General features: G+C 58.8%; 22 protein-coding genes and 1 tRNA gene. 8 read left to right on the top strand and 15 right to left on the bottom strand.

Going from position 1 to position 25708, the window contains the following annotated elements; genetic code table 11:
- Nucleotides 1–14: 14 nt before the first annotated feature.
- A complete protein-coding gene (locus tag V5N47_RS13840; protein ID WP_338728323.1) occupies nucleotides 15–2096 on the top strand; it encodes an ABC transporter ATP-binding protein in 2082 nt (693 codons plus the stop codon).
- On the opposite strand, the gene V5N47_RS13835 is transcribed toward V5N47_RS13840, so the two are convergent.
- Nucleotides 2093–2815 (bottom strand): DUF1028 domain-containing protein, encoded by a 723-nt coding sequence (locus V5N47_RS13835; protein ID WP_338728321.1) that lies wholly within the window; start codon nucleotides 2813–2815, stop codon nucleotides 2093–2095. The two genes, V5N47_RS13840 and V5N47_RS13835, sit on opposite strands and share 4 nt — an antisense overlap.
- A gap of 115 nt (nucleotides 2816–2930) precedes the next feature.
- Between V5N47_RS13835 and V5N47_RS13830 the strand changes: the two genes are divergently transcribed.
- Nucleotides 2931–3350 carry a DoxX family protein gene (locus V5N47_RS13830; protein WP_338728319.1) on the top strand — a complete coding sequence of 140 codons (420 nt, stop codon included), beginning with the start codon at nucleotides 2931–2933 and terminating at the stop codon, nucleotides 3348–3350.
- Between the two features lie 21 nt (nucleotides 3351–3371).
- Here the strand turns inward: V5N47_RS13830 and V5N47_RS13825 are convergent, their stop codons facing one another.
- Complete coding sequence (locus V5N47_RS13825; RefSeq protein ID WP_338728317.1) at nucleotides 3372–3944, bottom strand: OsmC family protein; 573 nt, start codon at nucleotides 3942–3944, stop codon at nucleotides 3372–3374.
- Between the two features lie 86 nt (nucleotides 3945–4030).
- The gene (locus V5N47_RS13820; RefSeq protein ID WP_338728315.1) at nucleotides 4031–4975 is read right to left on the bottom strand and encodes a glycerophosphodiester phosphodiesterase; all 945 of its coding nucleotides are present in this window, start codon (nucleotides 4973–4975) and stop codon (nucleotides 4031–4033) included.
- Between the two features lie 185 nt (nucleotides 4976–5160).
- Here V5N47_RS13820 and V5N47_RS13815 point away from each other — a divergent pair, with 185 nt between their 5' ends.
- From V5N47_RS13815 to V5N47_RS13805, 3 genes are all read left to right on the top strand, one after another.
- Nucleotides 5161–5829 carry a tetratricopeptide repeat protein gene (locus V5N47_RS13815; RefSeq protein WP_338728313.1) on the top strand — a complete coding sequence of 223 codons (669 nt, stop codon included), beginning with the start codon at nucleotides 5161–5163 and terminating at the stop codon, nucleotides 5827–5829.
- Nucleotides 5830–5898: 69 nt separating this feature from the next.
- The gene (pheA, locus tag V5N47_RS13810; protein WP_338728311.1) at nucleotides 5899–6702 is read left to right on the top strand and encodes a prephenate dehydratase; all 804 of its coding nucleotides are present in this window, start codon (nucleotides 5899–5901) and stop codon (nucleotides 6700–6702) included.
- A 12-nt stretch (nucleotides 6703–6714) separates the two neighbouring features.
- A complete protein-coding gene (locus V5N47_RS13805) occupies nucleotides 6715–9684 on the top strand; it encodes an FAD-linked oxidase C-terminal domain-containing protein (protein WP_338728309.1) in 2970 nt (989 codons plus the stop codon).
- On the opposite strand, the gene V5N47_RS13800 is transcribed toward V5N47_RS13805, so the two are convergent.
- The 4 genes from V5N47_RS13800 to V5N47_RS13785 all read right to left on the bottom strand — a co-directional run bounded on the left by V5N47_RS13800 (nucleotide 9681) and on the right by V5N47_RS13785 (nucleotide 13715).
- A complete protein-coding gene (locus V5N47_RS13800) occupies nucleotides 9681–10928 on the bottom strand; it encodes an aminotransferase class I/II-fold pyridoxal phosphate-dependent enzyme (RefSeq protein WP_338728307.1) in 1248 nt (415 codons plus the stop codon). The genes V5N47_RS13805 and V5N47_RS13800 overlap by 4 nt on opposite strands.
- 600 nt (nucleotides 10929–11528) lie before the next feature.
- The gene (locus tag V5N47_RS13795; protein WP_338728305.1) at nucleotides 11529–12092 is read right to left on the bottom strand and encodes a cysteine hydrolase family protein; all 564 of its coding nucleotides are present in this window, start codon (nucleotides 12090–12092) and stop codon (nucleotides 11529–11531) included.
- Nucleotides 12089–12856, bottom strand: coding sequence for a YqcI/YcgG family protein (locus tag V5N47_RS13790; protein WP_338728304.1), 768 nt, complete (start codon nucleotides 12854–12856; stop codon nucleotides 12089–12091). The genes V5N47_RS13795 and V5N47_RS13790 overlap by 4 nt, the downstream gene beginning before the upstream one ends.
- Before the next feature lie 76 nt (nucleotides 12857–12932).
- Nucleotides 12933–13715, bottom strand: coding sequence for an MOSC N-terminal beta barrel domain-containing protein (locus tag V5N47_RS13785; protein WP_338728302.1), 783 nt, complete (start codon nucleotides 13713–13715; stop codon nucleotides 12933–12935).
- A gap of 118 nt (nucleotides 13716–13833) precedes the next feature.
- On the opposite strand from V5N47_RS13785, the gene V5N47_RS13780 reads away from it, so the two are divergent.
- Nucleotides 13834–14880: an FAD-dependent oxidoreductase gene (locus tag V5N47_RS13780; protein ID WP_338728300.1), complete on the top strand. Its 1047-nt coding sequence runs from the start codon at nucleotides 13834–13836 to the stop codon at nucleotides 14878–14880.
- A gap of 79 nt (nucleotides 14881–14959) precedes the next feature.
- On the opposite strand, the gene V5N47_RS13775 is transcribed toward V5N47_RS13780, so the two are convergent.
- The 3 genes from V5N47_RS13775 to V5N47_RS13765 form a co-directional block, all read right to left on the bottom strand.
- Complete coding sequence (locus tag V5N47_RS13775; RefSeq protein ID WP_338728299.1) at nucleotides 14960–16159, bottom strand: orc1/cdc6 family replication initiation protein; 1200 nt, start codon at nucleotides 16157–16159, stop codon at nucleotides 14960–14962.
- 876 nt (nucleotides 16160–17035) lie between these two features.
- Nucleotides 17036–17446, bottom strand: a complete 411-nt coding sequence (locus tag V5N47_RS13770; RefSeq protein ID WP_338728298.1) for a hypothetical protein — start codon at nucleotides 17444–17446, stop codon at nucleotides 17036–17038.
- Nucleotides 17443–18321 carry a ParA family protein gene (locus tag V5N47_RS13765; protein WP_338728296.1) on the bottom strand — a complete coding sequence of 293 codons (879 nt, stop codon included), beginning with the start codon at nucleotides 18319–18321 and terminating at the stop codon, nucleotides 17443–17445. The genes V5N47_RS13770 and V5N47_RS13765 overlap by 4 nt, the downstream gene beginning before the upstream one ends.
- Before the next feature lie 95 nt (nucleotides 18322–18416).
- Between V5N47_RS13765 and V5N47_RS13760 the strand changes: the two genes are divergently transcribed.
- Complete coding sequence (locus V5N47_RS13760) at nucleotides 18417–18593, top strand: hypothetical protein (RefSeq protein ID WP_338728294.1); 177 nt, start codon at nucleotides 18417–18419, stop codon at nucleotides 18591–18593.
- 197 nt (nucleotides 18594–18790) lie between these two features.
- On the opposite strand, the gene V5N47_RS13755 is transcribed toward V5N47_RS13760, so the two are convergent.
- From V5N47_RS13755 to V5N47_RS13745, 3 genes are all read right to left on the bottom strand, one after another.
- Nucleotides 18791–19969 carry an ATP-binding protein gene (locus tag V5N47_RS13755; RefSeq protein ID WP_338728292.1) on the bottom strand — a complete coding sequence of 393 codons (1179 nt, stop codon included), beginning with the start codon at nucleotides 19967–19969 and terminating at the stop codon, nucleotides 18791–18793.
- A 389-nt stretch (nucleotides 19970–20358) separates the two neighbouring features.
- Nucleotides 20359–20431, bottom strand: a tRNA-Thr gene (locus V5N47_RS13750).
- Between the two features lie 74 nt (nucleotides 20432–20505).
- Nucleotides 20506–21480, bottom strand: a complete 975-nt coding sequence (locus V5N47_RS13745; protein WP_338728290.1) for a class I SAM-dependent methyltransferase family protein — start codon at nucleotides 21478–21480, stop codon at nucleotides 20506–20508.
- A 108-nt stretch (nucleotides 21481–21588) separates the two neighbouring features.
- Here V5N47_RS13745 and dph5 point away from each other — a divergent pair, with 108 nt between their 5' ends.
- A complete protein-coding gene (gene dph5 / locus V5N47_RS13740; protein WP_338728289.1) occupies nucleotides 21589–22371 on the top strand; it encodes a diphthine synthase in 783 nt (260 codons plus the stop codon).
- Nucleotides 22372–22379: 8 nt separating this feature from the next.
- Here dph5 and artA read toward each other — a convergent pair whose 3' ends face one another.
- Both artA and V5N47_RS13730 read right to left on the bottom strand, forming a co-directional pair.
- The gene (gene artA, locus V5N47_RS13735; protein ID WP_338730306.1) at nucleotides 22380–23348 is read right to left on the bottom strand and encodes an archaeosortase A; all 969 of its coding nucleotides are present in this window, start codon (nucleotides 23346–23348) and stop codon (nucleotides 22380–22382) included.
- Between the two features lie 164 nt (nucleotides 23349–23512).
- Nucleotides 23513–25678, bottom strand: coding sequence for a BGTF surface domain-containing protein (locus V5N47_RS13730; RefSeq protein ID WP_338728288.1), 2166 nt, complete (start codon nucleotides 25676–25678; stop codon nucleotides 23513–23515).
- Nucleotides 25679–25708 lie beyond the last annotated feature (30 nt).

Here is a 25708-nt window from a genome sequence, read left to right as displayed (position 1 = left end):
CTCAGGACAATTCCATGACTACGCCACTCTTAGAAGTCGAAAACCTCCGCACGCAGTTCCGCACGGAAGACGGCCCCGTCGTCGCCAGCAACGACGTCTCCTTTACGCTCGAATCCGGCGACACGATGGGCTTAGTCGGTGAGTCCGGCGCCGGAAAAAGCGTGACCGCCCGCTCTATCATGCGGCTCATCGACAAGCCGGGCGAAATCGTCGGCGGAAAGATTCTATTCAAGGGTACAGACCTCCGCACGCTTTCAGAAAAAGAGATGCGAGCGATGCGCGGGAACAAAATCGCCATGATTCCACAAGACCCGATGACGGCGCTCAACCCGGTGTTGACCGTTGGCTCGCAGATTGTGGAAACCATCACCGAACACCAGAACAAAGGCGAAAAAGAAGCCCGCGAACAAGCCATCCGCTCGATGGAGGAAGTCGGCATCCCCGATGCAGCCTCGCGCTTTGACGACTACCCACACGAGTTCTCCGGTGGGATGCGCCAGCGCGTGCTGATTGCGATTGGCCTCTCCTGTCAGCCTGACCTGATTATCGCGGACGAGCCAACCACCGCGCTTGACGTGACGACGCAGGCGAAAATTCTCGGCCTGTTGAACGACCTCCAAGAGGAGAAAGGAATGGGTATTCTGATGATTACCCACAACCTCGGCGTCGTCGCCCAGACGTGCGACCACGTTGGCGTCATGTACGCCGGGAATCTGGTCGAAAGAGCGGAGATGCACGAGCTGTTCCGCAGGCCGCGCCACCCCTACACGCGTGGGCTCATCAACTCGATTCCCGACCCCGAGTTGGAGTACGACGTGCTCCCAACGCTTCCAGGGTCGATGCCAGACCTCCTCGACTTGCCTGACGGCTGTAACTTCGCAGACCGCTGTGAGTACGCAGAACCGGCGTGTCGAACCGGCGGCGACCCGGCCCTCGAATCGCTTCAGAGCGGGTCGCAGGCGGCGTGTCTTCGTAGCGACGAACTCGACTTGAGCGAACCTGACATCCCCAAACAGGCGGCGGGCGAAGGCGCGCAGACGGTCGATTCGGCCGCAGACCCAGTGTTGACGGTGAACAACCTGAAGAAGTACTTCTCGGCCGGTGACGGGCTGGTTGACAGCCTTTCGTTCACCTTAGCCGACGGTGGGTTGCCCACCATCGAGCGCAAGCACGTCAAAGCAGTTGACGACGTGAGCTTCCACATCCAACCCGGCGAAACGGTTGGGTTGGTCGGCGAATCCGGCTGCGGGAAATCGACGGTCGCACGAACCGTGCTCAAACTCCTCGAACCGACGGGCGGGGAAGTGTACTTCGAGGACCAACCGCTCCACGAACTGTCGAGCCGGGAGATTCGCAGTCTCAGAAAGGAGATGCAGATTATCTTCCAAGACCCACAGAGTTCGCTCAACCCGCGCAAGACGGTGGGGCGAATCATCGGCCGGGCGATGGAGAAACACGACATCGCCACGGGCAACGAGAAGCGCGAGCGGACAGAAGCGTTGTTAGAGCGCGTGGGCCTCTCTGCTGAGGCTGCAAACAAGTATCCCCACGAATTCTCGGGCGGGCAACAACAGCGGATTGCGATTGCGCACGCCCTCGCTGCAGAGCCGAAGCTCATCATCTGTGACGAACCGGTGAGCGCCCTCGACGTGTCCGTGCAAGCCCAGATTCTGAATCTGCTCGAAGATATTCAGGAGAGCTACGGGCTGTCGTACCTGTTCATCTCACACAACATCGGCGTTGTCCAGCACATCTGTGACCGCGTCGCGGTGATGTACCTCGGACACATCGTCGAACAGGGGACGGTTCCGCAGGTGTTCTCTGCGCCGTTCCACCCGTACACAGAAAGCTTGCTTTCTGCGGTGCCCCACGCAGACCCCGAACGGGAGACCGAGCGCATCCTCTTAGAGGGGAGCGTGCCGAGTCCAATCGACCCGCCGTCTGGGTGTCCGTTCCAGACGCGGTGTCCGAAGAAGATTGGTGGAGAGTGTGAGACTGACGTCCCTGAATTGGAGGTCAAAGAAGACGGGACGGGCCACGAACTGTCCTGTCACCTCTCGGTTGCCGAGATGAGCGAGACGACGCTCGGTAACTAGTACTTCACGCCGAAGTCGACGATTTCGTCGGGGACGCCCCCGAGCATTTTTTCTGCTTCGTTCGGGATGTCGCGGACGGTCTGTTTCGTCTCCTCATAGAGGTCACAGAGGTCGCAGATTGGCGTCTCCGAACTGTCGATTCTGAGGTTGTGATACAGCTTTGGCTCTGGCGCGTGGACGAGCAACGCTGCACTCACTTTCCCGCGCTTGTCGCCACCTGCGTCAGCCCCCGCAGTCAGTGCAGCGAGTAGGCGGTCTGCGAGGTCGCCATCTGTCGTGGTGAACGCCTCGCTCACCGCGTCTACGACCTCGGGACCGACGAGCATGTTCCCAGCGACGGTGTGATTTTCTCCCGTTGTCTCGCCAGCCCACTCGACGCAGTCTGCGCCGGTGAAGGTGAACGGCTCGCCGTCGCGGTCGATGCCGTGGAGTTGTCGATAGCTCGCGTACTCGTCTGCCTCGAGAAGCGCGTCACAGGCGGTCGAAACGGAGACGCCGCGGTCTATGAGTTCGAGCGCGTGAACGCCATGGGCAGTTTTCGTCCACGATTGGGTGAGTACCGCGCCGTTCGCGCTCACGTGCGGGCAGGTTGCCCCGACGGCGACAGCGCCGGTGGTGACGGCGACGCCAAAGCTGTCTGCACCGGGGTCGTAGGCGGCGATTGAAAACGTCCCCGGAGCCGTCCCGCGCTGCCAGCGGCGGCCAGTTTTTGTGGTCATGTCCGAATAACTCGGGTGAGAACGCAAATAGCTACCCGATGGCACGACTAGCCCCGTGGCTAAAAACCGTTTAGAACCTTCATAATGAATTTACAGGAGTTCGTGGCTGCTTTGTATGAGAACCCGTTTTACTGAACTCGCGCCGCTACCAATCCGTGCAATAGTGGTGGGAATCCTCACGATGCCTGCCATGAACAAGTTCCTGAACTTCAGCCAGAGTGCTGGCTTCTTCGAGTCGCTTGGGTTCCCCGTCCCCGAAGCGCTCGTCGTGGTGGTTGGGGTCATCGAAGTCGCAGCCGTCATTATGATTGCGTTCGGTATCGCCGGTCGCGTTGCCGCGCTCTCGCTCATCCCTGTGATGATGGTGGCGATGGCGACCGTCGGACCGGGCTGGAAAAATGCCGTTGTGTTACTCGGCGCCATGGCACTGTTCGTCTGCGGAACAGGTGCGTACTCGGTGTATCGCCTTGGCGAACTGCCCGGAAACCCGTCGGCACAGACGTTCTCGCCCGGACGAACCGACAGCGGTCGATAGAACCGGTGGGCAGGTAACGGGTTAGTTCGTGACGAGCTCTGTCGAAACCGTGACAGCGTTCGCGACGTTGTCCATGACGGACGATGCACCCTCAGCAGCTTCTCTCAGCTCCGCAAGCTCCTCTGCTGTGCCATCTGCTTCGAGATGGGTCGTCACCTCGATTTCGTCAAATCCGTTTCTCACGTCGTCTGCGAGCCCGAGGAAGCCACGCAGGTCAATGTCTCCCTCGAACTCGAAGCGCAGGCTTTCGAGTTGGACGCCGAGGGCTGCACCGTGCGCCGCGTAACTTACCGTGAGACACGACCCGAGCGCCGCAAGCAAGAGTTCTGCGGGATTCGGCGCAGACCGCTCGCCGAGCAATTGGGTCGGCTCGTCGCTCTCGATGACGAACTCCTCTGAGTCGATAGTCTCGCCTGCGTGGTCGAAGTCGCTTACCCGCGTTTCACAGGAGACACCGCCCGTCCACTCTGTCTCTGCCCGGAAGGTGACTTCACCGAGTGTCGGGTCGTCTTCGACGGCGTCGATGGTCGAAAAGAGGGCGTTTAGGTCTAAATCGTTGCGTGTTTCTTCAGTGGGTTCGTTGGTCGTGGCCATTGGTTTCACTACTCATGTGAACCGAACACAACCACCCGTATAATGGTGGGTGAACACCCCTTGTTTCTCCGGGAAATGTGTGGAAATTACAACAGGTTGAAGGGGTAGTCTGCGATGATGCCGTCGACGCCAGCACGCGAGAGTTGCGCCGCCTCGTACCACGTCGCCACCGTCCAAACGTTGACGTCGCGACCCTCGTCGTGCGCGACTTGAACGAGGTCGATGTCGGCAAACGGCCCGTCGAGGTAGTACTCGTCACCAAAGAATGGTGTCCCTTTGACCATGTTTTTCGGCAGGTGAATCGCCTCACAGTCATAGGTTCGCGTGATGTCGAGTCCGGCCTCGATATCGTCCCAGAACAGCGTTCCGAGCGAGGCGTCTGGTGCAAGCTCGTTTACGGCGGTGAGAGCACCTTCGTAGAACGACGACACGAGAATGTCGTGGTCGTAGTCGTCGAGCACGTCGAAGACGGAGACAGCGAAGTCCTCCCAGAGCGCCTTCTGGGCGGTCAATTCATCGCCCGAGAGATTCGCCGCGAACTTCGTCTCGGTCGAACCGGGGTTTTTGAACTCGACGTTGACGCCGACGTGCGTCGGCAGTACGTCCATGACCTGGGCGAGCGACGGAACCGTCTCGCCGCTTTCGAGCACCGCTGCCCGTTTGACCGTGTCCCACGGCGTTTCCCAGACCAGCCCCGAGACGTCGGTGAGACCCTGCGTACCGCCGTCGCGCTCTGCGAGATCGTTATCGTGGAACACGACGACCGTCCCGTCGGCGGTCGGCATCACGTCGAGTTCGACCATGTCGGCAGCAGTTCGCCCGCTGGTGGCGTTTTTGAACGCCCCGACCGTGTTCTCGGGATACATCCCAGCGAACCCGCGGTGGGCGATGAGCGAAGGTGCGTCCATCTCGTCTTTGTGTTCGTGACCCGCGTCCCTGTCAGTTGCGGCGGCGGTTCCTGTGAAGGCAGTGCCTGCGAGGGTGACACCGGTTCCCTGCAGGAAGGTTCGACGACTCGTGGTTTCGAACATACAATAATTCACGAGTGATGGGTGGGAAATAAATTGCTAAGAGTGGTATCCTCCCGTTGCGTGTGAAAAATAGGCACACAGAGCGCCACGGATAAGCTATCTGCGCGCCAATGTACATGGTCGTGGCCACACATCGTAAACACCGTTATTCTGACAGTCGAGGGTTTGGGAATCCGTACGAAGGCGTGACGCTCGACCCACATATCCTACGCGCAGACAACACCAAGATAGACCCCGTCGACGACTACGCGCTCGCTGACCTCGTAGACGACTGGAACATCAAACGCGACGACATCACGCCACAGGAACTCATCGACCTCGGTCTCACCTACCTCCAGCTTGGGTTTCACACGGAGGCCGCAGACGCTTTCGAGCGCGCAGCGCGCCTCGCCGATGCAGACTCACTCGACGCCCAAGAGGCGTGGGTGAACAAAGGCGTTGCCCACTCACAGATAGAGGAGTTCGACGAGGCGATTGGTGCGTTCTACGAGGCGTTGCGCATCAACGACCGAAACGAGTTCGCCGCGCTCGCAGAACTGAACCTCGCCTTTGCCCTGTGGGAAGGCGACGATTCGTCACACCCGCTCGAACACGCAGAGCGGGCTGTCGAACTCGACCCACGAATGCCACAGGCGTGGTACAACCTCGGCTTTTTCTACGCAGAGCGGGCGCTCTGGGAGGACGCCGTAGACTGCTTCGAGAAGGCGATTACGCTTGGCTATCGCTCAGCCTCCGTCTACGAAGAACACGCTCGTGCGCTCGAAGAAGTGGGCAACTACGTCGATGCCGAACGCGCAGCAGAAGAGGCAGCAGCGATTCGGGCACAGGGCCACCAGCGTCTGCTCACCGAGTAACCCACGACGCTCCGGCAGGCGTCGCAGCCACCGATGAGTACTTGTGTGAATCTCGATGAACTGAGGTATATGAGAGCAGTCACCTTGGGTCCGGTTGGTACGTACTCCCATCGTGCGGCAAACGCGGTCGCAGACGAGGTCGAGTTCCGCGAATCGATGACCGCCATCGTAGAGGCGGTTGTCGCGGGCGAGTACCGCCGCGGAGTCATCCCCATCGAGAACAGCATCGAAGGGAGCGTCACCGAGAGTCTCGACGCGCTCGCTACCCACGACCTTGCCGTGGTCGCAGAGCTGGTCACGCCCATCCGCCACGCGCTGCTCGCTCAGGGAGAGACCTTCGAAACGGTCGCGAGCCACTCACAGGCGCTCGCCCAGTGTCGTGGCTATCTCGAAGAACACTACCCGGATGTCAGCATCGAAGCCGTCGCGAGCACCGCACGCGGCGTCGAACTCGCCCGCGAAGACCCGACCGTGGCAGGCATTGGCCACCCGGACACCGCGGGCGACGACCTCACCGTCCTCGCAGAGGACATCCAAGACCGCTCGTCGAACGAAACCCGGTTTCTGGTGATTGCCCCGCCCGAAGAGCGCAGCGTTGCAGGCGGGAAATCGACTGCCGTTGTCCATCCGAACGCCAACTATCCCGGACTCTTACTCGACGTGCTCGAAGCGTTCGCAGACCGCGACATCAACCTCTCGCGCATCGAGTCGCGGCCGAGTGGGAACCGTCTCGGTGACTATCTGTTCCACCTCGATTTCGAGGCAGGCATGTACGAAGAACGCGCCCAAGCCGCCATCGACGAGGTTCGAAAGACGGTCTCGAAGGGCACCGTGGACGTGCTCGGTTCCTACGACACCAAACACATCGTCTGAACTGAACAATAAATGAGTAACACACCAGCGAGGACGCCAGCAGGCGACCAGCGCGCGAACTACGACTACCACGACGACACCGTCGCCCGGCCGGGGCTGGTTTCAGATTTAGAAACCCATGTCGCAGGCGATGTTCGTTTTGATACCTACACGCGCCAACTCTACGCCACCGACGCGAGTTCCTACGAGGTGACGCCCATCGGCGTGGTGTTCCCGGAATCGACCGCCGACGTGCAAGCCGTCATGGAGTACTGTGCCGCCCGGAAGATTCCCGTCCTCCCGCGCGGCGGGGGGACGAGTCTCGCCGGACAGGCCGTAAACGAGGCCGTCGTCCTCGACTTTACCCGCTCCATGGACGGTCTCGTGGAGGTAGACCCCGAGGCGAAAACCGCCCGTGTCCAGCCCGGCATTACCCTTTCCGTACTCAACGACGCGCTTGCACCCCACGACCTCAAGTTCGCCCCCGACCCGGCGGCGGGCGACCGAAGCGTCATCGGCGGCGCGATTGGCAACAACTCGACCGGGTCGCACTCGCTCAAATACGGCCTCACCGAAGCCTACGTCGAAGAATGCGAGGTGATCCTCGCGGACGGCACGGTGACGACGTTCGGGGAGGTGACGCTCGACGAACTCAGAGCGGGCGCAGGCGACGAGGATTTAGAGGCGAGAATTTACGCAGAAGCCTGTCACATCCTCGATGACCTGCACGACGAGGTGGAAGCGCGCTACCCCGACCTGAAACGCAACGTCTCGGGGTACAACTTGGACTCCTTTGTCGAACAAGCAAAATCGGGGTCGGTGAACCTCGGTCGCCTGCTCGCCGGGAGCGAAGGCACGCTCACGCTCATCACCGAGGTCACGATTTCGCTTGTCGACGTTCCGGAGTCGAAGGCGATGGCGCTGCTCGCCTACGAGAACATTATTGACGCAATGCATGACGTGGACCCAATCGTCGCCCACGACGCGGCCGCCGTCGAACTCGTAGACGACGTGTTGCTCGACTTAGCCAGTCAGACCGCCGCGTTCGAGAATATCTCGGAACTCGTTCCGGACGGAACCGAAGCCGTGTTGTTAGTCGAGTTTTACGCAACTGACGACGACCACGGCAGAGAACAGGTTGCGAAACTCGTCGCAGACCGCGTTGCGGGAGAGGGCCACGCCTTCGACGCCGTCGAAGCCTACACCGAAAAGGAGCAGGCGAACTTCTGGAAACTCCGGAAGGCGGGTCTTCCAATCTTGCTCTCCCGGACAACGGACAGAAAGCACATCTCTTTTATCGAGGATGCGGCCGTACCCCCAGAACACCTCCCCGAGTACGTCGCGGGATTCCAGCAGATTCTCAAAGACCACGGGACGGAGGCGAGTTTCTACGCCCACGCCGGTCCGGGCGTCCTCCACGTCCGACCGCTGGTGAGTCTCAAAGACGAAGCCGACATCGAGATGATGGAGTCGATCGCAGCTGACGTGACCGACCTCGTCGTCGAATTTGGCGGTTCGGTCTCCGGCGAACACGGCGACGGGCGGGCCAGAACCCAATGGAACAAGAAACTCTACGGCGAGACGCTCTGGGAGGCGTTCCGTGACCTGAAGACGGCGTTCGACCCAGACTGGCTCCTGAATCCCGGGCAGGTCTGTGGCGACGTGAAGATGACCGAGAATCTTCGCTACGGCACGGACTATGAATTTGACGCCGGATTCACGCCCGCGCTCAACTGGGAGAACGACAACGGCTTTCAGGGGATGGCAGAGCTCTGTCACGGCTGTGGCGGCTGTCGCGGCCACCAAGAAACCTCAGGCGGCGTGATGTGCCCGACCTACCGCGCAGCAAACGAGGAAACGCTCGCCACGCGCGGCCGGGCAAACATGCTCAGACAAGCGATGAGCGGTGACCTCCCGAAAGACGAACTGTTCTCAGCCGAGTTCCAGCACGAAGTGCTCGACCTCTGTATCGGCTGTAAGGGCTGTGCCCAAGACTGTCCGTCCGGCGTCGATATGGCGAAGCTGAAAGCTGAGGTGCAACACGCCCACCATCAGCGTGAGGGGTCGAGTCTTCGGGATAAGCTGTTTGCGAACATCGACCGACTGTCCGCGCTCGGGAGTCTGTTCGCGCCCGTCTCGAACCTCGGGACGAAGATTCCCGGCGTTCGGACTGCCATCCAAAGCACGGTCGGCATCGCAAAGGAACGAAGCCTGCCGGAGTTCCAACGCCAAACGCTCAAAAAGTGGTTCCGCGCACGCGGGTCGATGCTGAGCGAGGAAGACGCAGCCCGGAAAGCCATCCTGTTTCCGGATACGTACACGAACTACAGCCACCCAGCGGCGGGCCGGGCCGCCGTTCGCGTGCTCGAAGCCGCTGGCGTCCACGTCAGGCTCGCAGACGAGACCGACAGCGGGCGTCCGGCCCATTCGAAAGGCTTCCTCGGGAAGTCGCGCGCCACTGCCCAGCGAAACGTCGCCGCACTCGCCCCGTACGTCGAAGACGGCTGGGACGTGGTGCTGGTCGAGCCCTCCGACGCCGTGATGTTCCAATCTGACTACCGAGACCTCCTCTCCGGCGAGGACGTGGAGGCGCTCGCGGCCAACACCTACGGCGTCTGTGAGTATCTCGATGTGTTCCAGTTAGACGAGAATATCGCCTACCGCGAGGTTGATACCTCGCTCACGTACCACGGCCACTGTCACCAGAAGGCGACGAAGAAAGACCACCACGCAGTGGGCGTCCTTCGCCGGGCGGGCTTCGAGGTCGACCCGCTCGACTCGGGGTGTTGTGGCATGGCTGGGAGCTTTGGCTACGAAGCAGAGCATTTCTCGCTGAGTAAGGCAATCGGAACCGTGCTATTCGAGCAAGTTGAGGAGAGTCCCGGCGACCAGATTGTCGCGCCGGGGGCGTCCTGTCGCACGCAACTCGGCGACCGCGAGGGTGCGACCGAGGAGCCGAAAACGCCAATCGAACTGCTTGCGGTCGCGCTTGGCGAATACTAGTCTGCGGTGTGAACGGCGCGGTCTTCGACCGCCGCAAGGGCAGACTCGAGGTCTGCGATGAGGTCGTCTATGTGTTCGACACCGACGGAGAATCGCAGAAGTGTGTCAGTGATGCCGAGAGCTGCGCGTTCTTCCGGCGAGAGTTCTGAGTGCGTGAGCGACGCGGGGTGTTCGACCAGCGATTCAACCCCACCGAGACTGACGGCGAACGTGAACTCGTCGAGTTCTGCAACGAGGTGTTCGACGGTTTCGAGCGAGCCGTTGAACACCGCGGTCACGACGCCGCCGGGGCCGGACATCTGCTGGCGGGCGAGGTCGGCTTGTGGGTGGCTCGCTAAGCCGGGGAAGTAGACGGTTTCCACGAGGTCGTGACCGTCGAGGAACTCGGCGACGGCTTGGGCATTTTCTGCGTGCTGGCGCATCCGCATCGGGAGCGTCTTGAGTCCGCGAAGCAGGAGGTAGGAGTCGAACGGCGAGAGCATGTTTCCGAGACCGATTTGTTGGAGAAACTTGAGGCTATCTGCGAGGTCGGGGTTGTTGGTGATGGCGACGCCACCCATTGAATCGGAATGCCCGTTCAGATATTTCGTCGTGCTGTGGACGACCACGTCCGCGCCGAGGGCGAGTGGCTGTTGGAAGTACGGCGAGAGGAAGGTGTTGTCGACGCCGAACAGCGCGCCGTGTTCCTGTGCGACGCCCGCGATGGCTTCGATGTCACAAAGGTGGAGCAGCGGGTTCGTCGGCGTCTCCATCCAGATGAGCGCGGTGTTGTCCTGCATCGCGTCACGGACGTTTTCGGTGTCGCGTGCGTCCACGAAGCTGACTTCGATGCCGAGTTTTTCGGGGAGAAATAGCGTGAACATCGCTTTGGTGCCGCCGTAAAGGTCGTCGAAGGCGACGACGTGGTCGCCCGGGGTGAGCGCGGCCATCGCCACCGTTGCGATTGCGGCAGTGCCAGAGGCAAAGGCGAACGCGTTGTCGCCGCCTTCAAGGGCAGCGAGACGGGTCTCGACCGCGTTTCGCGTCGGATTCGAGAGCCGAGAGTAGACGTACTCGTTTGCGTCCGGGTCAAGCGAGAGGAGATCGGCCGTCGGGTCGATACCCGGGACCGCAAACGTAGAGGAGAGGTGAATGGGCACCGTCACGTCGCCAACGTGGTCCTTGCCAGCCTGTGCTTTCTCCCCGCAGGTGACCGACACCGTCTCGACATGCTGTGTATCCGTGGAACGCGCTCGCCAATCCATACGATACATTACGGTAAAAACCGTGAAATAGATTTAGTTTTTGTCCGATAATACCAGAAATAATTTTGCAAACGTATAGATTACCATAAGTAATGCAAAAGGGGCGGCGCAGGTGCTCAACGAACGAGGAACTGTGTCTCGTATTGCAGGAAGCGGGCTAGTGGCCGCGGTGGCCCGGTGTCTGGTATGGCACCAAAGAGAAACACCACAGCCCGGTTTCTCGAACATCGGGTAGGTGGAGCGCTACACCGAATGTTGCAATCGATTGGTTCGGGGTGGCATAGCATAGTCCTGCCCGTTGCGGTGAGTTCTGCCGAGTTGGGCACCAAGTGCCACCGAAAACCTATCTTCAGAGATGACTCCCCAGTCTGCAAGCATATATACTGTCTGCGGGCGAAGGTCCAGTCATGCAAGGCGCAGACCGATTCTTCCGGCTGGTCATCATCCTGACGTTCGTGCTCATCTTCATTGGGGTTGTGGCGAGCATTTTCCTCTAGCGATTTTCACCGGAAATCCGGTGTGGCCTACAGAGGTGGTGTCTAGGCAATGAACTACGGCGAGCGCGCATAGCTGGTGGTCCTGAAAACAAGCGGCTGTCGGCTATTTCGCCTCCACACCGAGCAGCGTCGCGGTGTCGAGCACTGTCGCAAACTCGCCATTGAGGTGTGCAAGTGCGAGTGCGTGAGATTGGGCTGCATCGTACGCTGTCCCATCGTACCCGGTGCGTTCGTGCGTCGCTGTCGCGTCTGCGACGACGTACACCGTAAAGCCGAGATTTTCTGCCATTCGCGCCGTCGTTGAGACGCAGTGGTCTGTCGTCAATCCGGCGAGAACGAGCGTCGTGATTCCTTCGGTTTTGAGTCGGGATTCCAAGTCCGTCCCGATGAACGCACTGTTTACGTTTTTGGTGATGACGGGTTCGCCTGCTGCGGCAAGCCCCTCTCTGAGCGCGCTTCCGGGCTGGTCTGGTCGCAGCGGTGAGTCGGGCTCTGTCGAATGGTGTTTGACGTGGAAGACGGGCCGACCGGCCTCGCGCCACGCGGCGAGCAAGGTGTCGAGGTTCGCTTCCATGTCAGGGTTGTTTCGCGGCCCCCATGCGGGGTCATCGAAGCCAGCCTGTACGTCGATGGTGATGAGCGCTGTGTTGTCGGAAAGTTCAGTCATCTGAGTGCGGTAATAGTGAGCGGACACGCCTCGATGGTGTCCTCGTTTCGCTCGGGGAGGAGGTACTGTTTCCACTCGCGGGTGTGTGAATCGCCCCAGTCACCGATGTCCGCGTGCGGGCAGACGCCGTCGTAGTCCTCGATACGGTCTCTGATGATGCGCCGCGCTTCTTTTCCAGCCTCGGTGTCGCCTGTGATACCCTCGAAAATGGCGCGTGGTTGGGCCGTAATTTCGAGGCCGTGTGGCGTGTGCCGGCTCATGCGCTGTTCGTAAAATGGCGCACGGGCGGTTGGAAACATCGGCTCACCGGCAAAGCAGAACTCCCAGTAGGGGTCTGTTGGGTCGGTTGGGATGTGGTGTGGCCACGGTTCCGGGTCGTGGTCGTGGAGGAACTGGAGGATGTTCCAGAAGTGGTCTCTGTACTCGGCTTCGCCCAATGCTTGCTCAGGTGGTCTAAAGAAGATGACCAGCGATGTTCGCTCGCCGTACTCTTCGAACACCTGGACGTACTCGAAGAGGGTGTCCGTGAGGGCGAGCAGTGCCGACTCCTCGGTCATCGAGTCACAGAAGGTGTAGAGTGCGTCGCCGCTTCGTTCTGATTCCATGCCGAAATAACACGGGAATGGTGCACCGTCGTGGGTTCCAAGCATCGCGTTTCGAAAACCCTCGTAGTGGCGTTCTGCCCATGCAGGAAGCGTGCCGTCGTCAAGTGCCTCGTGTAACTGCGCTTGGGTAAACAGTCCGGAGGTCGATTCGACCGACATGTCTAATAGCGGCAGTAGGGACGTGTGGTGTATGACTGTGCCGGTTGACGAGGTTCGTACACAGTGTTCTAGAGCGTTACAACACCGTGACGCGATCTCCCACGTGAATCTCGTTCCCCCAATCTGACTCGGGGACGGTCGTGTTCACCGTCACGCGAAAGAAGTGGTCGAACTGCTCGCGGGTGGCCCACTCGGGAAGCGTTTCCTCACGGCGGGTGACGAACCTTGTTCGAAACGCCGGTGTCGCCTCGCCGGTGTCTGGGTCACGGGTTGGAACGACACATCGCTGGCACGGGTTCGTCCCTGCGAAGGTTGTCTCACCGATGGTGAATGGTTTGGCTGTGCCGGGGTCGCCATAGAGCTGGTCTTCCCAGAACGGCGGACACCCACCGAGTTCGAGGTTCGCCCGAAAGCGCCTGCGGACGTTCGAAACCGAGAGGTCGTACCACGAGGCGATTTCGGCGAGCGTGGTGGTCGCGACGACCGTTGGACCCGACGCGTCCGTGTCGTCAGGCGCGCCGCCCTCCGATTGTTTTTCGAGCGAGACCTCCCGGTCGAAGTAGGTAGAAAGCCACGCCTCGAACCGGTCGCGGTGGTCGTCTACGTGGCCGGACACAGACTGGTCAGTTCCGCGCACGCCGATGGTCGCTCGATTCGTTTCAAGGTTCATCGAGAGCGCGAGCCCGTGGACTGTCGCCGTGCGTTTGCCGTTTACGAACCGGCCGTCCGCAGCAACGAGTGCGTACGTACGGTCGTGGGAGAGGCCGCCGTTTTTGACCAGCGTCGCCCGGTCACAGGTGACGCCATCGAGCGACTTGATTGGATAGACGGTGATTCGGTCGAGGGTTGGCGTGGGCACTGTGGTGGGGTAAGCAGGGGAGCATCTCAAAGCTTCCTCTGAAAGCAGGTCTGGAATCGACACTGGAAATCATTCCGTCCATGCCACAGGCTTTGGCGTCGTGGCCCGAAACGCTGGTATGACTGAACCGCTCGCAGTCGTCGGGGCCGGAGCCGCGGGGTGTGGTGTCGCCTACGCCCTTCGAGAAGCAGACTTCGACGTGACGATTTTCGAAAAGAGCCGCGGCGTCGGTGGCAGAGCGGCAACGCGGCGTCGGAACGGATGTTACTACGACCTCGGTGCAAACTACATCAAGCCCGCAGACGACCGGACAGAGACGTTGCTTACCTCGCTTGGAACCGACGGGCTCGTAGACATCGACGCTCCCGTCTGGACGCACGATGCGAGCGGGCAGATTCGTCGTGGAGACAGGGAGGAAGCCCACAAGTGGAGCTACGAAACCGGCCTCACCCAGTTTGCAAAGCGGTTGCTCGGGGAGGCGGCTGCGACGGTCGAAAAGGGCGTGGAAATCGCTCGGCTCGAACGGACAGCCGACGGCGATTGGGCTGGTTGGCAGCTTTTCGATACGACCGATACGGCTGTTGGTCGGTTCGAGACGGTGATTCTTACACCGCCCGCACCGCAAACATCTGGGATTCTCCGGCGAAGCCAGTGGATTGACGCTCGACGGCGGCAACTCGTAGAGGCCATCGACGCTGTGCCCTACCGAACGATTCGCTCGGTGTTGCTCCACTATCCCTTCTCGATTGAGGTGCCCTACTACGCGCTCGTCAACGGAGACCGCGAACATCCGGTTGGCTGGCTTTCACGCGAGGAGTGTAAGCCCGGACACGTCCCGGACGGCGAGAGTCTGCTCGTCGTCCAGTTGAGCCCGGCATGGTCGGAAGAACACTACGACCTGCCCACGGAGCGAGCGGGACGCCGTGTTGCACAACTCGTTGCGGTGTTACTCGACGATTCTCGACTGGCAGACCCTGATTGGGTCGATACCCAAGGGTGGCGCTATGCACTCCCGGATGTCCGTGTCGATGAAGAGACCGTTCGGAGCGCAGAAGACGAAGGGCTGTTCTTCGCCGGAGATTGGGTCGTTGGCGAGGGGCGGGTACACGCGGCGTTTTGGAACGGCGTGTCGGTTGGTGAACGAGTCGCTGAAGGGCACAAGTAGGAAGGATAAATTGTGTCGCACGCGCACCGGGTTTCCGGTGAAATGCGGGCGCAGGGAGTGCGGTCGCTGAGAGACGCTACTACTCAGTTGTTTCGACGAGAACCTTCTTTACGACGGCTGGTTCCTCGAGCAGCTGGTGTTCGGTGTAGCTGCCTTCGGCACTACCGCCGCTGCGGTGGGCTTGCTCGATGATGTCGAGGAAGGCGTGTTCTTTGAGGAGGTCGCGGACCCGACGGAGCGAGAGAAAGTCAGAGCCCTCCTGCCTGCAGATTTCTTTGTACACGTCGTAGATTCGGGTCGTACGAAAGCCGTCCTGATTCGGGTTGTTGAGCGAGAGGACGGTGAGCGCTTGGAGGACGAACCGGGAGTGTGGCGTCGAACCGCGGATGAGTTCTCTAAAGCGGTCGGTTTCTGCGCGTTCGCGCGCTTGGACGATGAACGCCTCTTTGACCGTTTTCGCCCCAGTTGACTGGGCGATTTCTCCGGCGTAGCGAAGGATGTCGATTGCCTTGCGGGCGTCACCGTGTTCGCGCGCGGCGAGAGCGGCGGCCCGCGGAATCACGGACTCCTCTAAGACGTTGTCGCGAAACGAGTCAGAGCGGGCGTCCATAATCTCTCGAAGTTGGTTCGCGTCGTAGGGCGGGAAGACGTACTCGCGTTCACAGAGCGACGAACGGACGCGCTCGTCCATTCGGTCTTTGTACTTGATTTTGTTGCTGATGCCGATGACGCCAACCTTGCAGTGGTGGAGCTTTCCGGCTTCGCCCGCCCGAGAGAGCTGCATCAAGATGCCGTCGCTGTCGAGTTTGTCGATTTCGTCTAAGATGACGAGCACCACGTCGTACTGCTGGTCTAAAATCTTCCAGAGGCGCTTGTAGTAGGTCGCAGTCGAGATGCCCTTATCCGGGATTTTGATGTCCGTCACCGCTGGGTCGTTGACCGCGGTGGCGATGGTCTGGACCGTTTGGGTTTCAGTCGTGTCCTGGGCACAATCGACGTACGCCATCGCAACCGTCACGCCCTCCTCGTCTGCAGTCTCGATGAGCCGACGGGAGACGTATTTCGCACAGAGTGATTTTCCGGTGCCTGTCTTTCCGTAGATGAGCACGTTGCTCGGACTCTGTCCGAAAATTGCTGGGTTCACGGCGTTTGCAAGGTGACCGATTTCCTCGTCTCGCCCGACGATTCGTCCGCCGTCCGGTAGATGGTTGATTTCGAGAAGCTCTTTGTTCGCAAAGATGGGGTCTTCTCGAGTGAAAAGTTCGTCAGCCTCAGACATTCTGGATATTCACCCCGTTTCCGGTGAAATGGCTTTACGTTTTCTGTCTACGGGCGGTATTGGTTGCCTGCACAGGCTGCGAAGCGTATGACCAACGGAGTTCACGCGCACACCGGGTTTCCGGTGAAACTGTCTGCGAAAATGGGGCGCACCAGCAAGCAGAGCGATTCCGTTCAAAAGCTTTGTTTGCGATTGACTTAATGGACTGTTATTCAGGAATACTACTTAATTATTCCTATATCAGAGACTCGTCTTGTTTGAGTATATCTCACCGGAAGCGCCCAAATATTTACCGTCATAATTTTTATAATTCTGGTCCACCCTTCGGTTCTGACGTCTCTAGCTGAGTTTCAACACCACAGAGAGGTCCACGTCTCCTGTTCAATGAGTCGTCTTTCAGTCCCGTCCGTAGAGTTCACTGTTTCACCGGAAACGCGGTGTGCGCGTCTCACTGTACTGCTGTCACCCTCAGCGCGCATCTCCTTTTTCGAGACGTTCACCTCATAGCCCACCACCAACACCGATTTCACCGGAAACGTGGTGTGCGCGCGCTCTATCCCGTTGCGTTAGTTCATCGAGTGTGGTTCACCGGAAATCCGGTGTTCATCAGATCCAGCCTCGACCCAATGACGCTCCACAGCTCCACCGGTATTTCACCGGAAACGCGGTGTGTGTTTCACAGCGGCTGTTTCAATGGCTACTCGCGGGAATTATCCAGCCACCCACGGATACATCCGCAACTCGTTCACCGGAAACGCGGTGTCTATACTCGCAAAGACACTGTCTCGGTACAGACTCTCGGTACAGACAAAATGAGCAACCAACCGCTGTAAGTCTGTCAGAGCGGATCGGTCAGTGGAGATTGGACAGAATAGGTCAGTCGAAGTAGTTGTAGCCCCACGATTCGAGGAGCGAAATAACCATCTCGGGGTGTTGCATCCCTACGAGATACGCGGCTTCGCGCACGTCGAGGCGGCTCAAGTCGGTGTCCATCGCCTCTTCAAGGTCACTTTCGAACCGGCGGTATGAACGGTCTGTCTCCGGTTTGACGAACAGCTGGTGTACCTTGTCGCGGTCAGACTTGACTTTGTCTCGGCGGAAAATCCACGGAATCTCTGCAGCATCGCTTGTCTCCGCTGTAGATTGTGCGGAGCCATTCCCCGAGGCGTCCACACCGGCTGGTTCGCCGGTGCTATCGCCTCCCTCAGTGGCGCTGTCTGCGTCCTGTGGAGCCGTCTCTTCCTCGAAGATGTCCGCAAACGGGTCGTCTCCGGCACCGGATTTCATGCCGAAACCTCCGCGTGCTCCGCGGCTTCGCCATCGACTTGCTCGCTGATGAACGCCGCAAGCTCGTCGAACTGCGCGAGTGTGTCGAGTTCGTACTGGCGTTTTCGCGCCCGGTGTTCTTCGACGTAGGTGAACGCGTTCACCTGCTGTTTCCAACAGCCCTCGAACAGCGAGGTGCGGTCGCGAATGGAAACAGGTACCGAAAAGCCGAGTTCCGAGAGCGCTGCCTCGTACTCGCGTTGGTCTGCGGTGTCTTTGACTTCGTTTGGTACCACGGCGAGCACACCGACTTCTAAATCAAGTTCCGATTCGAGCCCAGCCACGATGTCCTGTAACCCTTCGACGCTCTGGTGACCTTTCCCAGAGAGTTCGAGTGGGATGACCACGTTGCGCGTCGCGTAGATTGCGTTGTACAGATGGTCGCCCGTCGTCGCCGGTGGGTCGACGATCAACACGTCGTAAGATTCGTGAATCCGAGCCTCCGCGAGCACCCGGTGGAGTTGTTCGTAGCGCGGGTACGTGTACTCCGGGTCGGGATTCGTCTGCTCTTCGATTTCTGAAGTCCGAAGAAGCAACTCGGTCAACCGTTCGAGCATGTTGTGGCTCGGAAGGACGTCGATACCCGGTTCGGCAGTTCGGACCAAGTCCGCAAACGCGCCGCCCGGTCGCCCAATCATATGCCGGACGAGATTGTCCGACCCACCCTCGTTGCGAGCGGCTTCGACAGCAAGTAAATAGGTCAAACTCCCTTCTTGTGGGTCTAAATCAATGACGAGCACGTCCTGCCCGGCTCGGGCGTGTGCCTTAGCGAGATTTGCAGAAAGCGTGGTTTTCCCGACACCACCGGCCTCCGAATAAACCGTGTACGTGAGCATGATACAGTGATGGCCGAACACCTACAAAAACACCCGTCAGACAGTGAGGTATTACTGGACAGTGTTACTGAGCAGTGTTAATTGGTGGCTTCGGCATGGTTGCAGATTCTCGCGTCGTGGGCTCGACACGCCCCGGGTGGCACGCTGCCCGCGACAAGAGCCACATTTTCTTCGTGGGCGACCCGCCGTTGCCGGTGACAGCGCGGTTGCTCGATGCGGTGCAACGATTCGCTGAGTCGTGCACGCCCGGGCTCGGTTGTCGTACCACGTGACTTGGAGCGACATCGAGGTCGTGACGACGCTCGTCAATTGGTCGTTGGTGGACATCGGCATTGCTTCACCATCGAATGCAGCTCTTGGTACTGTTTCTGATGATATGGGAGGTGAACGTTTCGCGGTTTGAATGCTGAAGGCAAACTTGGGAGGTTTCGCTAAGCCCACCTCAACTCACAGCAGAGGTACATGGCCCTCAGAAATCCGACTTGAAAGACTTGGCCGCACGAAATATATCGGTTAACAGGTGTGAGCGATTTTTTGTCTGGCGGGTTTTCTCAGCGGTTGGAGAAGGTAGATCGATTGTGACGATAGTTCCAGACGGGGAGTTTTCTTCAAACTGAATTTCAGTGTTTGATTGGTTGGCTATAGAATAAACGAACGACAAACCAAGACCAGCACCATGAGAGAGGGGCGTTTCCTCTGGTTGCCAGAGTGCTTCAATCTCGACGTTAGGTATCCCAGACCCTGTATCTAAAATTTCCAGACGCGTCAAGTTTTCCTTATGGGTCGTCACTGAAATCTCAACTTGTAAATCTGTGAGACTGTTATGCTTGATTGCGTTATCTAATAGCTCGTCGATTGCTTCTTGAAATAGTGGGTGTGCAAGGGCTGGGGCAGTCTCTGGTGCGGATAGTTTGAAGTCGACTGAAGGATATTCAGTTCTGAATTTCGCCAACGATTCCAGTGCGATATCGGTGATATCGACTTGGATTGGTTTACTTGGTTCTAAGGTACGTTCGAGAAGTTGTGCTGTCTCCGTAATGTTAAGCAGACGTTGGATGTGCCTGTCCAGTAGGGGAACGTATTCATCTAAGTTTTCAGGAGAAGGATCGTCTTTCAACAGTTCTGTGGCACCGTTAAGAACGGTAAGTTCATTCCTAAGGTTGTGTCTGAGAACACGGTGGGTCACAGAGAGTTGCTTGTTCAACTTACGAGACTTCTTGTACTGGGTGTCGAGTTTCATATGGCTTTTCTGAAAGTTCACGTAGAAAAACCCAAGTGGAGCGCCAATTGCCGCTCCGACACCACTTGAAACGAGAAGCCCATATACTGGGTCATCGATCGGTTGGTTCGTCCACACGTTAAGTGCAATATTAAACACAGTAATGGAGAGGGCGATTGTGAGAAGGGAAAATACAATGACCAGCATATGGAAGGCTTCACCTACTGTCATTCTGTTTTTTGTTACCCGATAACTTGCATATAGCAGTGAGAAGCCGGCTAAGACCGGCACAATCATTTCAGCCATTACTCGAGAGGGATTTTGCATGTGGGTTAATGCATGGGAAATCCCGCCAATTACCAAGATAAGACCCATCACAGCAAATGGAAATCCCGTATTCACTCGGATCCATCGTTCGACCGCATTCATTTCCTAATATTACAACACTTGATACATATCTTTTTACAACATTCAATAGTTAATGAAGAAGAAATTGCCGGTTGATGGGGGAACGCCCCGCCGTCCAATTGTAGAGATTCCAGTAATCATCGATTTGCCACACTTTGGATGGGATTGGACAAAGACACAATGTCCTGAATAGCAAAACGTGGGTTTCAGGTGTATCAATTGGAACTCCACCATGTCTGGATTTTATAGAATGTTTAGAATCGACGGAGGGTGCCCTAGTTAAGCTGAGAGGTGTAAGAAGTTTGCCAAGCCAAAGGAGGGATTTGAACCACGGTCGCTCTCCCATTCGCTCCCTGATTCAAATCCCTCGTGAAAACTACTGTCGCTCACGGTGTTGTTCGCGACAAGAAAGCCAAAGGAGGGATTTGAACCCTCGACCTAATCCTTACGAAGGATTCGCTCTGCCAGCTGAGCTACTTTGGCGCGTTCTACGCATTCTAATGTGGTCGGATAACCGCAATAAGGGTTGCGAATCGGACTCCCCAAGCGCACGGTTCTCACGCTTTCGTCAGGCGAACATCGAGACACACGTTCACTTCGTGGGGCGCGTACGACCGCACGGTGTGGCGGGTTTCAACCGTCACGTCATACGTTGGCTCTGCGGCAGCGCGGATGGCGGCTTCGCCGGGGCCGTATGGGTCGTCGTCTGACTGGAAATCGTAGTAGTGGAGCACACAGTCGTCGCCCGCGAGAGCCACGGCCGTGTCGAGAAATTCGTTTGCAGTGTGTGGAAGATTCATCACAATGCGGTCGGCCCAACCGGTGTACTCTGCCGCGACCGCTCGCACGTCGCCGTGGATGGCGGTTACGCGGTCTTCCACGTCATTTCTGCGGGCGTTCGCTTCCATGTACATCACTGCGGCTTCGTTCAGGTCGGTTCCGACGACGGTCGCCTCGCGTTTTGCGAATGGAATCACGAACGGCCCGACGCCCGCGAACATGTCGAACACCTGTTCGCCCGCGGTTGCTTGTTCGGTCACGCGGTGGCGTTCGGTTGCGAGTCGTGGCGAGAAATACACCGTCGCGAGGTCTAAGCGAAACTCACAGCCGTACTCTCGGTGGACGGTTTCCGTGCTGTCGCCGACGAGAATGTCCCAGTCGCGCACCCGCAACTCGCCTTGCACCTTCGAGGCGCGATTGATCACCGTATCGAGCGGTAAATCAGACTGTGCGATTGCGTCTGCAATCTCCCGTGCGCGGGTCTCGTCGTCCTCGTCGATGATGGCAATGTTCCCAATGCGCTCGTAAGCAGGCTCGAAACCGAGAAGCTCTGCTGGCATCGTGAGCGTATCGCGGGCGGGGGCGTCGTGAGTGACGAGTTCGTAGCCGGAGACTGCTTCGCTGACGGGGATGTAGAGCTGTCCGTCTTCGACTGTAATCTCGTGCTCGTCGTCTATCACGCCCTGTCCGGCAAGCTGCTGGCGGGTTTCCTCCCCCTCGGTCACCGGAACCCGGACGCACGTAACCTCCATGGATATTCGTCTTCACCCGGGAGCAGGCGTAAGGTCTTCGGTCGTCGTGGAACTGCTCACCCAACGCCAGTGCGGTTCGCTTAACTCGGCGCGTGGCCGAGAGGGCGTATGCTCACGTTCATCGGCCTCGGTCTCTACGACGAACGCTCTATCACCATCGAAGGGCAGGAAGCCCTTCGCGAGACCGACCGCGTCTTTGCAGAGTTCTACACCAGCAAACTCGTCGGCACGACCCTCGAAGCCGTCGAGGAGTACCACGACATCACCATCGAGGTGCGTGACCGCGAAGGCGTCGAACAACACCCAGAACCAATCTTGGACGCCGCAGAAAGCGAATCCGTTGCATTCCTCACCGCCGGTGATACGATGATTTCCACGACGCACGTAGACCTCAGACTTCGGGCGGCAGAACGCGGCATCGAAACCCGAATCATCCACGGCACCACCGCCGAAGCCGCCGCTAGTTCGCTCACCGGCCTTCAGAACTACCGCTTCGGGAAGGCAACCACGCTTCCGTTCCCCTACACCGAGTCAATGGGCATCCCCCAGAGCGTCATCGACACCATCGAAGCCAACCGCGAGCGCGGCCACCACACCCTCTGTTATCTCGACATCAAAGCAGAGAGAGGTGACTATATGACGGCGGATGTGGCTGCGTCGCTGTTAGCTGAGGATTGGGACGAAGACATGCTCGCCGTCGTCGTCGCTCGTGCGGGTAGTCCAGACCCCATCGTCGCCGCAGACCGCCTTGACGCGCTCGCCACGCGAGATTTCGGTGAGCCACTCCACTTGCTCGTCATCCCCGGCGACCTCCACCACATGGAAGGAGAAGCGCTCGCAGAACTCGCTGGTGCGCCACGCGATGCCGTCGAAGAACTGAGTCCGAACTAAGCTTCTACTTACTCCACTCTGCCGTCGCCGTCTGCGCGCATCGGGGCGTCCATATTGAACGCCTTTCGCAGGTCGTACTCGTCGCCAGTGACGAGAAACAGTAGGTCTTCGATGATGACGAGTACGTCCGGCAACTCGCGCACGACGAACCACGTGATGAACACGAGTGCCACGACCGCAAGACTTTGGCTGATGAGACGGTCTGCGATGATGTAGGATACTCTGTACGGGTCAGAGAGCGAAAACACGGACATGACGAGATCGGGTGCGATGTGGAACTTCTGGAGCCCAAAACCGAGTCCGATGAAAATGTTTCTGATGAGATTCAGTCCGTAAATCACTGGCAGTGACACGGCAAGTGCACGGAGCTTGTTGCGAAGCGGTGCGCGGACTGCACCAATCAGCCCCACAAAGATGGCCATGCTCCCGATTCCGGTACACGCGATGAGAATGGTATAGGTGAGCGCGTGGTTCGGGTCGTTTTCGGCGGTGAAGTAGAACGTCGAACGGAAGTCGTGATGGCCGTACTCGGCTCCAGAGACGACGGTTGGGTCGACGCCAAGCAGTTGCATGAGGAGCTCCGTCTGGCGCGCGACCAGCTCGATGAGCACCTTCTGGAGCGGAATAATGGCCTCAAACGGCATGAACACGACACCCATGAGTGCCACCGCACGCGTCAGCACAAAGAGCGAATCTCTCCCGTTCCAGAGTAAATATGCGACATAGAGGCTGAGCGGGACCGCCGCCGCACTGCCCACACCTTCGATGATGCTCTTTGCTACGAAGGCGAAATGATAGACGAGCGAGAGCCAGAACGCGGCGAACAGCACCCACGCACCAACCGATACAGGGCGCGCGAGGTCGCGGTCGCGGAGTTCGATGACCGCACCCACAGAGAACGTGACGATGACCAGCCACGCTAGGGGGTCAGAAAACTGCGTCAGCCACGCCAGCGCCGCCAGTAGCTCTCCGAGCATTTTCAAGTATGGTGAGTAAGCGAATCTGAACTAAATGCTTTGTCTTTGGCCGTGTTTGTGCGGTGCAGTCGCCACACCGATGGCTCACAGGATAGCTGTCGCTCATCGGGTGAGCGCGAAAGAAATGTGGAAGTTAGAAACGGGAGTGAATCCCGGTGTTACGCTTAGTTGCTGCGGCGCACTGCGAGGAGTGCGGCTGCAATGAGCGCGATGACTGCTGCAAGCGCGCCGAAGCCTGGACCTTCTTCTTCAGTGGTCGTTGGCTCGTCGGTTGGCTCGTCAGTCGTGGTGTCGGTTGGCTCAGCCGTCGTGGTGTCGGTTGGCTCAGCCGTCGTGGTGTCGGTCGGCTCGGCCGTGGTCGTGCCACTGCCGATCGTGATCTGAGCGGAGTCAGTCACTGCGTTGCCGTCGTCACCAGTGTACGGACCGTCGTCAGCGCCTTCGGACGTGACGAAGTCGTACTCTTCGTTGTCGTTCGAGTCCATGTGAGGCATCGCGATGAGCTCCTGGTCCTCTTCGAGGCTGGAGTCAAGGGAGACCTCAACATCCTCGTGCGTACCTGCGTCGAGGTACTCGGAGGTGCCGACAACGCTACCGAGTGCGTCGCCGTCGAGGAGCGTTGCGTCGTGGATCGTCACGAAGCCGCCCTCGGAGAGCGTGACCGAGGAAACAACAACGGACGAGCCGTCGGTTTCCTGGTCGTCGAACGTAACTTCTGCGGATGCGCCTTCGCCGACAACGCCGTCGACTTCGTCGCCGAGCACGGTGCTACCTTTGCGGATGGTTGCCGTGAATTCAGCGCCGGTTGCGACATCGGACATGTCGAACTCAGCCGAGAAGGTGCCGTCGGCCTGGACGTCAACCGTCTGGGACTTCAGGAATGGCGAGTCGCTGTTGGAAGAGCGGAGACGGATTGTCAGCTCGGTGCCGGGTGCAACGTTGGTCGTACCCGAGACCATGCTGGACGAGCTCTTCGCAACCGTGAGGTCGCCGTTCTGGAGGTTGTCGAATTCTCCGTCAGGGTCGTCGAGAGAGAAGTCCGTGGAGACGCTCTCTTCTTCCTCATCGTCGACGTATGGGTTCGGACTCGTCGTCTCGTCCTCGTCGCCAACGGTGAAGGATGCTTCGTAGTTCTGGCCGTCCTCAAGCTCAGAGAACGCGCGAGTGTCGATCACGACGAAGAACGTGTTGTTGTCTTCGTCAGTGTAGAGCGTCGCGTCAGTGTCGTCGGTTCCAAGAGTTGAAGCGTTTAGAACAACTTCGTCCTGGTTTGCGTCAGGGTTGGTTTGCTCAAGACGGAATTCGAGACCGTTTGCGGCGAGGTCTTCGAGGTCACCATCGTTAACGTAGCCGTAGAGGCCACTTGCTTCGACTTGGACAACAAGACGGTCGCCTTGTGGGCCAACTGTAACAGTGTCGCTCTCGCTGACCTCACCGAGGAGGTCTTCGAGGTCGTCAGAGTTCGCTGCACCCGTTGGTGCAACCCACGTCTTGATGCTATCGGTAGAGCGCTCGCGAAGTGCGAGGGTACCAACGCCCTTCTCATCGGTCACGTCACCGTCAGCGGTGATCTCATCGGACGATGCGACGCGGAGGTCGTAATCGCCAGCGGCGAGTGGTGAGGTGAGGTTCGATGCGATATCGAGGTCCGTGTTACCGGAGTCGTAGCTGGTCACACCGTCACTACCGAATTTGTCGTCGTCAAGAACGTCGAAGGCGGTAGTTGTGTTGTCGGTGGTTCGACCGGCAAGGAAGGTGTTTACTTCGAGCACAACTTCGCCGTCTTCGTCGTCGTCGACAACGTGGACGCGCTCGAGGTAGTTGACATCTTCGCTGCCAATGAAGACCCACGCCTCGGTGGAATCTTCCATGTTAATCGTGATTTGAGCGTTGTCACCAACTTCCTCGGCCGTGACGGACTGGCCGAAGGTGATGTCGGTGTCGAGTTCGTTGACCGTAACGGATGCGGTGTCGGATGCGGTGGTGTCGTTCGCGTTGAACTCGAACGTGTAGTCACCAACATCGTCGAACTCGGAGAAGTTTGCAACAACGGTGTCGTCGCCCGTGACATTGAGCGTGACCTCGTCGTCATCCTCGTTTGCAGAGACGAAGTCGTTGTCGCTCTGGTTGAAGATATCGTCGAGGTCTTCGCTGTCGAGACCGTCCGCCGTGATGTCAACCTGGAATGCACCACGGTTGGACGTGACGTCGATGTTTGCGTTGCTTCCTTGGAGAACTTCTGTGTCGTCCTCGTCGGTTTCAGTGGTCAGCGTCTGGACGGCAACTTCGAACGAAGCCGCATCAACTTGGCTTTCGCTCGGGCTCGTCACACCATCCTGGATGTCACCGTTGGTGACATT

The organism is Haladaptatus sp. DJG-WS-42, assembly GCF_037198285.1.
Lineage (GTDB): Archaea > Halobacteriota > Halobacteria > Halobacteriales > Halococcaceae > QDMS2.
Note: the sequence above shows the minus strand (reverse complement) of the source record. Positions and strands in the feature narration are given on the sequence as shown.